This is a genomic window from Clostridium sp. (assembly GCF_051278035.1).
Classification (GTDB): Bacteria; Bacillota; Clostridia; order Clostridiales; family Clostridiaceae; genus Clostridium_AD.
Map to the genome: position 1 here is coordinate 1 of NZ_JBNMNU010000147.1, position 10,754 is coordinate 10,754.

The window sequence follows — 10,754 nt, forward strand, 5'->3', positions numbered from 1 at the left end:
CGAAAAGCTTAAAAAAAAGGTGAAGGATGATAAAATAAAGGAACCTTCAGAAATCTTGCCTTGTTTAAGAGAAGTTATAATGACTATATTAGTTAAAGACGAAGCGGAAGTAAAACATATAGAGATTCCTAAGGTGTTACTCATAATTGGTGTTAATGGCGTTGGTAAAACTACTTGTATTGGTAAAATTGCGGCAAAGCTAAAAAACGAAAAATATAAAGTGCTGATTGCAGCAGCAGATACTTTTAGAGCCGCTGCTATCGACCAACTAGATGTTTGGGGCAATAGAGCAGGTGTGGAACTCGTAAAACAGCAAGAAGGATCAGATCCTGCTGCTGTGGTTTTTGATGCTGTTCAAGCAGCCAAAGCAAGAAAAGTTGATGTGTTAATTTGCGATACGGCAGGTAGACTTCACAATAAAAAAAATCTCATGGATGAACTGGCAAAAATAAATAGGGTGATTAAAAGGGAGTACAGTGAGGCTCATATGGAAACGCTCTTAGTACTTGACGCTACAACAGGGCAAAATGGTGTGCAACAAGCAAAGCAATTTATGGAAGTGTGTACTATAGATGGTATAATACTAACCAAGTTAGATGGCACCGCCAAAGGTGGAATTGTAATATCTATAAAAAAACAACTGAATATACCTGTTGTATATATAGGTATTGGTGAAGGTATAGAAGATTTACAAGAATTTGATGCGCGTGGATTTGTAGAAGCACTATTTTAAAATACAAATCAAAATATCGCTTATATAAAATAAATAAGCTGTTAAGTAAAATTACTTGACACCGCATATAAACTCTGATATTATATTATTTGTGAGTAGGGTGATGAAATGGAAAAAAGATTTGAAATTTCTTTATTATTTGATTTCTATAGTGAATTACTTACTGAAAAGCAAAGTGATATAATGGATTTGTATTTTAATAATGATTTATCACTATCAGAGATAGCAGAAATTAATAAGACGAGTAGGCAAGCTATTCATGATACTATTAAAACATGCGAAAAATTACTTTTAGTATATGAGCAAAAATTAAATTTATCAAATAAAGCCCATAAAATGAAAGAAATATCTGAAAACATTATAGCAGAATTAGATAAATTACAGATTAATATAGAAGATGACAAAATGAATCGGATTATATATGATATAAAAAACCAAATAATTGAGAACATTTAGGAGGTTTATTATGGCTTTTGAAGGACTATCTTCTAAGTTACAAGATACCATGAAAAAATTAAAAGGTAAGGGTAAGCTTTCTGAAAAAGATATCAAAGATGCTATGAGAGAAGTAAAACTAGCATTATTTGAAGCTGATGTTAATTATAAAGTAGTTAAGGATTTTGTGAAAAATGTTAGTGAAAAATGTCTAGGCAATGGAGTAATGCAAAGCTTAACACCTGGACAACAAGTTATAAAAATTGTTAATGATGAGTTAACAAGTTTAATGGGTAATTCAGAAAGTAAATTAGAGTTTTCTATAAATGGAATAACAGTTATAATGCTTGTGGGTCTTCAAGGTGCCGGTAAAACGACAATGGGCGGAAAACTCGCGCTTTCACTTAAAAGAAAAAACAAAAAACCTTTATTAGTTGCCTGTGATGTTTATAGGCCAGCTGCAATTAAGCAGCTTCAGGTAGTAGGAAAACAAATTGATGTCCCAGTGTTTACTATGGGAGACAAGGTAAACCCTGTAGATATCGCAAAAGCATCCTTAGCCTTTGCGAAGGAAAATGGTAATAATATAATTATAATTGATACGGCAGGAAGACTTCATATAGATGAAAATCTAATGGAGGAACTTCAAAATATAAAAGAGTGCATGCAGCCAAGTGAAACAATGCTTGTTGTAGACTCGATGACCGGGCAGGATGCAGTTAATGTAGCTGAGAGCTTTAATTCACAGCTAGACATAACTGGTGTGATCTTGACTAAGTTAGATGGAGATACAAGAGGTGGGGCTGCACTTTCTATTAAAACAATAACTGGCAAATCAATAAAATTTGTTGGTGTTGGTGAAAAAATGAGCGATTTAGAAGTTTTTTACCCGGATAGAATGGCTTCAAGAATACTTGGTATGGGTGATGTACTCTCATTAATCGAAAAAGCGCAGGAGTCCATAAATGAGGATGAGGCAAAAGAACTTGGAAACAGAATGATGTCTCAGGAATTTAATTTGGATGACTTTTTAGCCTCAATGCAACAAATAAAGAAACTTGGACCATTGAATAAATTAGTTGAAATGATGCCAGGTGCTAATAAAAAAGATTTACAGGGTGTAGATTTATCTCAGAGTGAAAAAGAGATGGGAAAAGTTGAAGCTATAATAAGGTCAATGACTGTTGCAGAAAAAAAACAGCCTAGTTTGATCAAGGGCTCTTCATCTAGAAAGAAGCGAATTGCTAATGGATCGGGCACTTTGGTGCAACAAGTAAATAAGCTATTAAAAGATTTTGAAATGATGAAAAAAATGATGAAACAAGCAAAGGGAGCCCAAAAACCTGGTAAAAAAGGTATGTTTGGTAAAATGCCTTTTTAATAATATAACTTCGGTTATAACTAAATATACATTTAAAGGAGGTGATATACGTGGCAGTTAAAATAAGATTAAAAAGAATGGGTGCTAAACACTCTCCATTTTATAGAGTTATAGTTGCAGATTCAAGATCTCCTAGAGATGGAAAATTCATCGAAGAAATAGGATATTATAATCCAACAACAGAACCAACTACTATTAAAATAGATACTGAAAAAGCAGCTAGTTGGATAAAAAAAGGTGCACAACCATCTGATACAGTTAAAAGATTACTTAACAAAATAGCAGTCAACTAGAAAAGTTTTTAAGTAATGAATGGAGGAGTATTCCATGAAACAATTACTTTATGTATTGGCAAGGTCTTTAGTTGATAAACCTGAAATGGTAGTAGTGAACGAGGTAGCTCATGAGCACACGGTAGTTCTTGAATTATCTGTGGCGAATGAGGATATGGGAAAAGTTATTGGTAAACAAGGTAGAATAGCTAAAGCTATTAGAACTGTTGTAAAAGCAGCTGCTGTAAAAGAAAATAAAAAAGTAGTTGTTGAAATAAAGTAAGAGTTAGGTTTTGCCTAACTCTTATTTTAATATAAGCAATTTGCAAGGAGGATTTTAAGTGGAAGATTTTATGAGCGTGGGTCAGATTGGTAAAACACATGGGTTAAAGGGTGAGGTTAAAGTTTTTTCATTAACAGATTCGCTTGAAAGATTCAAGAAATTAAAAAATGTTTACATTGATGGCGAAATCAGAAAAATTGAAGGATGTAAACTTCAATCAAATAAAGTAATATTAAAAATTGAAGGTATTGAGACTATAGAGCAAGCGGATACTTACAGAAACAAGGTCCTTATGGTTAGTCGCGAAGAGGCGATTCCACTTGAAGAGGGTAGCTATTATATAGCTGATCTTATAGATTGTAGTGTTTTTGACACGGATGGAGAAGAACTTGGAAAAGTATATGACGTACTTAGTACACCAGGTAATGATGTATATTGGGTTAAAGGAAATACAGAAGTGCTCATTCCAGTGCTTAAAGATATAGTTGTTAGTATAGATATTAATAAACGTGAAATAATAATTAAGCCAGTAAGTGTTTGGTCAGAATGAAAATAGATATTTTAACGCTGTTTCCTGAAATGTTTGATATATTTAATTGCAGTATAATTGGTAAAGCTATAGAGAAAAATATACTGGATATCTCATCTCACAATATTCGGGACTATGCATTAAATAAACATAAAAAAGTAGATGATTATCCCTATGGCGGTGGGGCAGGTATGGTAATGCAAACTCAACCCATTATTCACTGTATTAATGATGTTAAATTAAATAATAGTGGAAAGGTTATATTTTTAGGACCAAGAGGTAAAACTTTCACGCAAGAGATGGCCAAAACATTATGCAAGGAAAGTGAATTGATATTTTTATGTGGCCACTACGAAGGCATTGATGAGAGAATTTATGAACATATAGATATGGAAATTTCACTTGGAGATTATGTTTTGACAGGCGGAGAAATGGCATGTATACCTATAGTGGATAGTATTTGTAGATTAATTCCGGGTGTGTTATCTTGTAGTGAGAGCTTTACTGAAGAATCTTTTTATGATGGACTCCTTGAATATCCTCAATATACAAGGCCGGAATGTTTTGAAGGTAAAAAGGTTCCAGAAGTATTGACCTCTGGGCATCATGAAAATATACGGAAGTGGAGAAGAACTCAGTCGCTTTTAGTAACTAAAGAAAAAAGACCAGATATGTTTCTAAAACTTGAACTTACGAAGGAAGATAAAAAATTACTTAGCAAGGCTTATGAAATAAAAGGTATTTAATGTTGATATATATGTATAGTTATGATAGAATATACTTTGTGCTAGTACGGACGCTCCTCTGCTATATTGATGGGCATGAACGTCACAATAAAATATTAGGAGGGAATGCACATGTTAGATATTATAAGATCGATAGAACAAGAACAAATCAGAACTGATTTACCAGATTTTGGTGTGGGTGATACTGTTAAAGTTCACATTAAAATTAGTGAAGGTAACAAGGAGAGAGTCCAAGTATTCGAAGGAACCGTTCTTAAAAGACAACACGGCGGTTTAAGAGAAACTTTCACAGTGAGAAGAGTTGCATCTGGTGTTGGTGTTGAAAAAACATTCCCAGTAAACGCTCCAGTAATTGAAAAAATTGAAATTGTAAGACTTGGTAGAGTTAGAAGAGCTAAGCTATTCTACTTAAGAGATAGAGTTGGTAAGTCTGCAAAAGTTAAAGAAAGAATGAGAAAATAACGAAATTGGGACTGAAAAGTCCCTTTTTGTATTTTAGTGAATTTTTAAGTAGGTGCATATATGACAAGGAAAATTTCGGAATCAGTAAAATACATAGTGATTTTACTTGTAAGTGCTGTATTCATCATAAATTTTTCATTTCAAGTAGTAACAGTAAATGGTAAATCTATGGTTCCTACTTTGCAAAGCAATGATAAATTAATACTTGAAAGAGTATCATATAGAATAGTGTCCCCTAAGCGAAATGATATTGTAGTAATAAGATATCCAGCTGATATAAGAGAAAGAATAATAAAAAGAGTTATAGCAGTTGCTGGTGACACGGTTAAAATAAGTGATAATATATTATATATAAATGGTAAAACTATAAGTGAATACTATATAAATGAAGATTATATGAGTGACTATGATGAAATTCAGGTGCCATTAGATACGGTTTTTGTTCTAGGGGATAATAGAAATTTCAGCAGTGATTCACGTAGTGGTGATATTGGGTTTGTAAAACTCAATCTTATAGAAGGAAAAGCAGTTATAAAGCTTTATCCATTCAATAAAATGGGAAGGATACGATAAGTATGAGCATGACCATAAATTGGTTTCCAGGACATATGGCTAAGACTAGAAGACAAATTCAAGAGAGTTTAAAACTTGTTGACGCCGTAATAGAAATGAGAGATGCAAGAATTGTAAACTCAAGTGCAAATCCACAAATTGACGAGATCTGCAAAGATAAGCCAAGAGTTATTTTATTAAACAAAAGTGATTTAGCTGAAGATAAAGTAACTAAAGAATGGATACAAAAACTTACAACTGATACGGTAAAACCATTATCTGTAAATAGCCTTACAGGTGGGGGTTTAAAAAGTATAAAGACTACCCTTGATGAATTATTAAAAGAAAAGCAAGATAGGCAAAGAAAAAAAGGATTGGTTAATATAGTTACACGAGTTATGGTAGTTGGTATACCTAATGTGGGTAAATCTTCTTTGATAAATAAATTGGCTAAAAACCACAGTGCTAAAACTGGTGATAAACCCGGTGTTACAAAAAGCAAGCAATGGATTAAGACTAGCATCGGAATAGAACTTATGGATACTCCGGGAGTGTTATGGCCTAAATTTGAAGATCAAGTTGTTGGACTTAATTTGGCCTTTACAGGAGCCATAAAAGATGAAGTTATGGATATAGAGGAATTAGCTCTTAGACTAGTAGAAAGGCTTCAAGTTGTTAATCCACAAAGATTAATGGAAAGATATAAACTTCCAGAAATTATGGAAGAAGCTATAGATAATATGGACAATATAGGGAAGAAAAGAGGGGCTGTAATTTCTGGTGGCAACATTGACTATAATAGAATAGCAGTTATGCTTTTAGATGAATTTAGAGGTGGGAAATTAGGTTCTATATCCCTAGAAAGACCAGACGATTATTAAGTGTATATAATCATATGTAGTTTTTAGTTTTATTAAATAAGCAACTTTCTGATTGTGGATAGATAACAATTAATAATTGGGTTCTAAGACAAATACCAGAAGGTTGCTTTTATTTATAAATTAATAAAAATTATTAATAAAAATTATGGAGTATTAAGGAGAAAATATTATGGAGAAACACATGGATTTTTTAAATATGAATTATAAAGAAATATGTGAACATATAAAAACAATAGAAAATACGAAAAATGATAGGTCAGATAATGATATGAAAAGTCTGATGAATATGCTTTTGAATGACAATAGAAAAACTGTACAAAAATTAGGCAGTAAAATGTTTAAAATGTTCGAGAACAAAGAAAAAGAGATTCAGAGAGTAAAAAAAATGTATGACTTTGATAGAAGTTTCGGAAATCATAAATATTTAGCAGGAGTGGATGAGGTTGGTAGGGGGCCGCTAGCAGGACCAATAGTGGCAGCAGCCGTAATATTAGATTTAAATATAAAGGACGATAAAGATTTAATTCTTAGAGCTAACGATTCCAAAAAATTATCAATCTCTGTTCGATCCGAATTATCCAAGATTATTAAAGAAAAGGCTTTAGCCTATAAAATTATTGCTATTGATAATAACCAGATTGATGAAAAGGGTATTGGGTGGTGTAATAATCAAGTGTTTTTAGATTGCTGTAATGAAGTTTCCATTAAACCAGATATAGTTCTATCTGATGGATATAAAATCAAAAATTATGTGGGTTTAAATGAGTTTGCAATAAAAGGCGATACAAAAAGTATAAGCATAGCTTGCGCTTCTATTATCGCAAAGGTATATAGAGATGAACTGATGTTACAGTATAATAATGAATATCCGAATTATGGGTTTGATAAAAATGTTGGTTATGGTACAGAGCAGCATGTTAGTGCAATAAAAAAATATGGTGCTATCCCAATACATAGAAAAAGTTTCCTTAAAAACATATTAGAATTATAATTGAAAAGCGTCTTCGATATGATTAACTAAAAAATCATTGTTATCGTTATTTAGTAGAACTTCTATAACATCAAATCTAAAATTAGAGTCAGCAATATTTTTGTAGGAAATGTATACCTGCGCTGTTTTGTAGATTTTTTTCTGCTTAGCATAATTGACTGACTCTGCCGGAAACCCAAATTTTGTACCATATCTGGTTTTCACTTCTATAAAGCAAATATAATCATTATTTACGGCTATTAAGTCTATTTCTCCACATTTACATCTGAAATTTTTGTCTTTAATCACGTATCCCACATTTTTTAAATGAGTTTCTGCTATATCCTCACCAAGTGCACCAATATCTTTGTTGTGTGCTTTCATTCAAAAACATCCTTCCATAAACATCTATAATTTGTATATGACTTATATTAAATTAGCAAAAAATGAAAATTAAAATCAAAATAATATCAAAACATACATTATTCTGTCTAAATAGTTATATTTATGACTTAACAAAAAATCAAAACTAATATAAGCGCCATATCACGCCCAAATTTGCCCCTGTTTCAACAATAACATGCAACTGATAGTATTTACACCAATTCACCATTGTATAGTTTTAAACTATGAATTTAAGTATTTCACTGCAGATAGACTGAAAATTCACCTGCAGCTCATCACTTATATCATAACCTATTTCTATTGATTGTATTTCAATTCCAATAAAATAACCTTTAACATTAATATTATAGATGTTAATTAAATCTAACAAATTTAGTGAATGAGCTTGTTTTTGGTATTTATAAGCTTTTTTTATATCACTTAAGGGCCTTGTCGTTATGGTTCCGGCTACATCTCCAAAATAAGTGGAGTCAATAATATAAAACTCATCTTCACAATTTAATTTAGATAAACAATAGTCAACATCTGTTTCACCAATAATTACTTCAATATTATTATCCGTAAATACCTTTAGTAAATTTTCAGAGACTAATAATGCAATTTTATCATCCATCATTAGCCTATTGCCAAGGGCTATAACTTTTTTATTCATAATTATTTTTGTGATTAGATTTTTTATGATTCACTATATCAATAACATATTTACTTAAGGCATCCATGCCTTCATTCTTAGTGCAGGAGGTTTCAAAAACTTCAATACGCGGATTAACACTTTTAATATCAACATAAAATTCTGATTTATTAAAATTAGTGTAAGGGATTAAATCTGTTTTATTTAAAATCACTGCAGCACTTCTTTCAAACATTAATGGATATTTTAAAGGCTTATCATTACCTTCACTAACACTAAGGACAGAAAGTTTTATATCTTCTCCAACGGAAAATTCAGCAGGGCACACTAAATTTCCTACATTTTCAATTATTATAAGGTCGAGTGTTCTTAAATCAAAATTAAGTAATGCTCTATTAATCATATTTCCATCTAAATGGCAAGCACCGGCAGTGTTAATTTGAACTACTGGGATGCCCTGTGCTTCAATTCTTTCTGCATCTTTTGTAGTATAAATATCACCCTCTATTACTGCTAAATTAAAATGAGGTTTAAGTTTTTGTATTAATCTTTCAAGTATAGATGTTTTACCAGAGCCAGGCGAACTCATTAAGTTAATAACAAATGTATTTAAAGAATCAAACTGTTCTTTATTTTCTAATGCTACTTCATCGTTAGTATTTAACATATCCACCAGTATTTTTATTTCACTCATAATTTTAATCTCCTTCAATTAAGTCTATATACATTTCATAACCATTTATAATTTTAAATGATGGTTTTTGGCAAAGCGGGCATAACTTATGATAATGTTCTATTTTATACTTAATCAAGCAACATTCACAAAATGCTATAGCATTTATTTTATCAATGCAAAGTTCAGCGCCGAAAGCCAAAGTATCTTTACGGCATATCTCAAAAGCAAAATTTAGTGAATCATCCATAACGCCGCAGAGTTCACCTATTTTTAGAGTAACTTTTGTTACTATTTTTAATTTATTCTCATTAGCTTTTTCTAAAATTATCTTCATGGTATTTTCCATTATTGATAATTCATGCATAATTTATATTATCTCCATATAAAAAGGTTCATTATGCTCTGTAACTACATGGGTAGCACAAGATACACATGGATCAAAGGAACGGACTATACGTCCTATTTCAACAGGATCTTTTATGTTTTCTATATGAGTGCCAATTAAAGCCTTTTCTAAGGCTCCTGGCTTTGAGTGCTCATCTATTGGAGAAAGGTTCCAAGCAGAAGGGGTTATTATATCATAGTTTTCTATAACACTATTTTCTATTGAAATAAAGTGAGCTAAAGCACCACGAGTGGCATCAACAGCTCCTATCCCCTTTGCAGTTTTGGGTACAATATATTGCTCTTGAGAAGTATTAATAGGTAGAATAGAATCTAATAGCTTAAGCATAGTTTCACTAATTATTTTTGCTTCTAGTACACGAGTAATTAATCTATCCATAGTAGATATTTTATTTTCATAATTACCAGACAAAATCATACGAGCTATAGGACCTACTTGAACAACGGCTCCTTCATATCTTGGAGCTTTTATAAAGGTATATGCATTAGGTTTATTTAAATCTACTTTCCCATCACTATACCAAGAAGAATATACGCTTTCCGATATTTTACTCATATCTAGATTTGATTTTACCCCATTAATAGATACAGAAGGATTGACATATACTAAGTCTTTAGCTTGCAAATCACTAAATAGCCCGAAAGTTAAAAGGTTATCTGTTTCTTTGCCAAGTTTAAAATATTCATTGTAATATTTTAAATAATATATATAGCGTTGGCCATGTCTTTAGAGATAAATTCATGTACGCCCAAAAGCATAGATTTAAGCCTTATTACTGTAGATGCAGTTATATTTGCAGTAGTGCCACCAACAAAAACACCATGAGTATGGGGTGCTTTCCCACCTAAAATAGCTAACATATCATGAGTGATACGGCTGAATTTAAGTGCATTAATATAATCTTCCCTCAGTTTTTCTGTGCTTTTTTTGTCAAGTCTAAAGCCTGAGTTTAATGAGGGTTCAGATGGATTTATATTTACAAAATCAGGAAAAACATAAAGGCAAGTTTGTCTTATGGCATTTTGCAAAAAGTCACAACCGTGCATAAAATTTCTAATTTTAACGTCATTATCTTTAGGTGTTATTTTTAATGCATCTTCTAGTGCAAAACTAGCCACAATAGCATGGGAAGTGGAGCATATACCACAGATTCTTTCGGTGAAATATATGCTGAGTAGTCACGGAAACTAATATGTAAAACTTAAATTTGTATAGAATCATTATAGCGCTATAAATTTTATGTTCAGAGAGTAGTTAGGAATAAAAATAGGCATAGCAAACAAGCCTACAAGATTCAGGAACTTTTTAAAAAAATATTTAATTATCAAACAGCTACTATAATAAAATTAAAATACTAAAACCTGAAACCTTAATTCTTGCATCTAGATGAAT

At 31.6% G+C, this 10,754-nt stretch carries 17 protein-coding genes; 11 read left to right on the forward strand and 6 right to left on the reverse strand.

Annotated features, from left to right (window positions below):
- The 11 genes from ftsY to ACJAX4_RS18095 all read left to right on the forward strand — a co-directional run.
- On the forward strand, positions 1-733 hold a 733-nt coding region (gene ftsY, locus ACJAX4_RS18045; RefSeq protein ID WP_435790838.1), incomplete at its 5' end, for a signal recognition particle-docking protein FtsY.
- A 108-nt stretch (positions 734-841) separates the two neighbouring features.
- Positions 842-1,189, forward strand: coding sequence for a putative DNA-binding protein (locus ACJAX4_RS18050; protein ID WP_435790839.1), 348 nt, complete (start codon positions 842-844; stop codon positions 1,187-1,189).
- A 10-nt stretch (positions 1,190-1,199) separates the two neighbouring features.
- Positions 1,200-2,549 carry a signal recognition particle protein gene (gene ffh / locus ACJAX4_RS18055; RefSeq protein ID WP_435790840.1) on the forward strand — a complete coding sequence of 450 codons (1,350 nt, stop codon included), beginning with the start codon at positions 1,200-1,202 and terminating at the stop codon, positions 2,547-2,549.
- Positions 2,550-2,599: 50 nt separating this feature from the next.
- Positions 2,600-2,842: a 30S ribosomal protein S16 gene (gene rpsP, locus ACJAX4_RS18060; protein WP_435790841.1), complete on the forward strand. Its 243-nt coding sequence runs from the start codon at positions 2,600-2,602 to the stop codon at positions 2,840-2,842.
- A 34-nt stretch (positions 2,843-2,876) separates the two neighbouring features.
- Entirely contained in the window at positions 2,877-3,104 is a 228-nt protein-coding gene (locus ACJAX4_RS18065; RefSeq protein ID WP_435790842.1) for a KH domain-containing protein, read from the forward strand.
- Between the two features lie 58 nt (positions 3,105-3,162).
- The gene (gene rimM / locus ACJAX4_RS18070; protein WP_435790843.1) at positions 3,163-3,654 is read left to right on the forward strand and encodes a ribosome maturation factor RimM; all 492 of its coding nucleotides are present in this window, start codon (positions 3,163-3,165) and stop codon (positions 3,652-3,654) included.
- Entirely contained in the window at positions 3,651-4,379 is a 729-nt protein-coding gene (trmD, locus tag ACJAX4_RS18075) for a tRNA (guanosine(37)-N1)-methyltransferase TrmD (RefSeq protein WP_435790844.1), read from the forward strand. The genes rimM and trmD overlap by 4 nt, the downstream gene beginning before the upstream one ends.
- A gap of 111 nt (positions 4,380-4,490) precedes the next feature.
- Positions 4,491-4,841 (forward strand): 50S ribosomal protein L19, encoded by a 351-nt coding sequence (gene rplS / locus ACJAX4_RS18080; protein WP_435790845.1) that lies wholly within the window; start codon positions 4,491-4,493, stop codon positions 4,839-4,841.
- A 60-nt stretch (positions 4,842-4,901) separates the two neighbouring features.
- Positions 4,902-5,414 (forward strand): signal peptidase I, encoded by a 513-nt coding sequence (gene lepB, locus ACJAX4_RS18085; protein WP_435790846.1) that lies wholly within the window; start codon positions 4,902-4,904, stop codon positions 5,412-5,414.
- Between the two features lie 8 nt (positions 5,415-5,422).
- On the forward strand, positions 5,423-6,274 hold the full coding sequence (gene ylqF / locus ACJAX4_RS18090) for a ribosome biogenesis GTPase YlqF (RefSeq protein WP_435790852.1): 852 nt from the start codon (positions 5,423-5,425) through the stop codon (positions 6,272-6,274).
- 181 nt (positions 6,275-6,455) lie between these two features.
- Positions 6,456-7,265, forward strand: a complete 810-nt coding sequence (locus tag ACJAX4_RS18095; RefSeq protein WP_435790853.1) for a ribonuclease HII — start codon at positions 6,456-6,458, stop codon at positions 7,263-7,265.
- Here the strand turns inward: ACJAX4_RS18095 and ACJAX4_RS18100 are convergent.
- From ACJAX4_RS18100 to ACJAX4_RS18125, 6 genes are all read right to left on the reverse strand, one after another.
- A complete protein-coding gene (locus ACJAX4_RS18100) occupies positions 7,260-7,628 on the reverse strand; it encodes a YraN family protein (RefSeq protein WP_435790847.1) in 369 nt (122 codons plus the stop codon). The two genes, ACJAX4_RS18095 and ACJAX4_RS18100, sit on opposite strands and share 6 nt — an antisense overlap.
- A gap of 238 nt (positions 7,629-7,866) precedes the next feature.
- On the reverse strand, positions 7,867-8,301 hold the full coding sequence (locus ACJAX4_RS18105; protein ID WP_435790848.1) for a hydrogenase maturation protease: 435 nt from the start codon (positions 8,299-8,301) through the stop codon (positions 7,867-7,869).
- Positions 8,294-8,974: a hydrogenase nickel incorporation protein HypB gene (gene hypB, locus ACJAX4_RS18110; RefSeq protein WP_435790849.1), complete on the reverse strand. Its 681-nt coding sequence runs from the start codon at positions 8,972-8,974 to the stop codon at positions 8,294-8,296. The genes ACJAX4_RS18105 and hypB overlap by 8 nt, the downstream gene beginning before the upstream one ends.
- 4 nt (positions 8,975-8,978) lie before the next feature.
- Complete coding sequence (gene hypA / locus ACJAX4_RS18115; RefSeq protein ID WP_435790850.1) at positions 8,979-9,320, reverse strand: hydrogenase maturation nickel metallochaperone HypA; 342 nt, start codon at positions 9,318-9,320, stop codon at positions 8,979-8,981.
- Between the two features lie 3 nt (positions 9,321-9,323).
- Positions 9,324-10,070, reverse strand: a complete 747-nt coding sequence (locus tag ACJAX4_RS18120; RefSeq protein WP_435790854.1) for a nickel-dependent hydrogenase large subunit — start codon at positions 10,068-10,070, stop codon at positions 9,324-9,326.
- Positions 10,058-10,480: a nickel-dependent hydrogenase large subunit gene (locus tag ACJAX4_RS18125; protein ID WP_435790851.1), complete on the reverse strand. Its 423-nt coding sequence runs from the start codon at positions 10,478-10,480 to the stop codon at positions 10,058-10,060. Before ACJAX4_RS18125 ends, ACJAX4_RS18120 begins: the two co-directional genes overlap by 13 nt.
- Between the last annotated feature and the right edge of the window lie 274 nt (positions 10,481-10,754).

What these genes read in the sequence shown, in the direction of transcription:
- ACJAX4_RS18050 (WP_435790839.1), top strand. Translation starts at nt 842, where the DNA reads ATGGAAAAAAGATTTGAAATTTCTTTATTATTTGATTTCTATAGTGAA.
- ffh (WP_435790840.1), top strand. Translation starts at nt 1,200, where the DNA reads ATGGCTTTTGAAGGACTATCTTCTAAGTTACAAGATACCATGAAAAAA.
- ACJAX4_RS18065 (WP_435790842.1), top strand. Translation starts at nt 2,877, where the DNA reads ATGAAACAATTACTTTATGTATTGGCAAGGTCTTTAGTTGATAAACCT.
- trmD (WP_435790844.1), top strand. Translation starts at nt 3,651, where the DNA reads ATGAAAATAGATATTTTAACGCTGTTTCCTGAAATGTTTGATATATTT.
- rplS (WP_435790845.1), top strand. Translation starts at nt 4,491, where the DNA reads ATGTTAGATATTATAAGATCGATAGAACAAGAACAAATCAGAACTGAT.
- lepB (WP_435790846.1), top strand. Translation starts at nt 4,902, where the DNA reads ATGACAAGGAAAATTTCGGAATCAGTAAAATACATAGTGATTTTACTT.
- ylqF (WP_435790852.1), top strand. Translation starts at nt 5,423, where the DNA reads ATGACCATAAATTGGTTTCCAGGACATATGGCTAAGACTAGAAGACAA.
- ACJAX4_RS18095 (WP_435790853.1), top strand. Translation starts at nt 6,456, where the DNA reads ATGGATTTTTTAAATATGAATTATAAAGAAATATGTGAACATATAAAA.
- ACJAX4_RS18100 (WP_435790847.1), bottom strand. Translation starts at nt 7,628, where the DNA reads ATGAAAGCACACAACAAAGATATTGGTGCACTTGGTGAGGATATAGCA.
- ACJAX4_RS18105 (WP_435790848.1), bottom strand. Translation starts at nt 8,301, where the DNA reads ATGAATAAAAAAGTTATAGCCCTTGGCAATAGGCTAATGATGGATGAT.
- hypB (WP_435790849.1), bottom strand. Translation starts at nt 8,974, where the DNA reads ATGAGTGAAATAAAAATACTGGTGGATATGTTAAATACTAACGATGAA.
- hypA (WP_435790850.1), bottom strand. Translation starts at nt 9,320, where the DNA reads ATGCATGAATTATCAATAATGGAAAATACCATGAAGATAATTTTAGAA.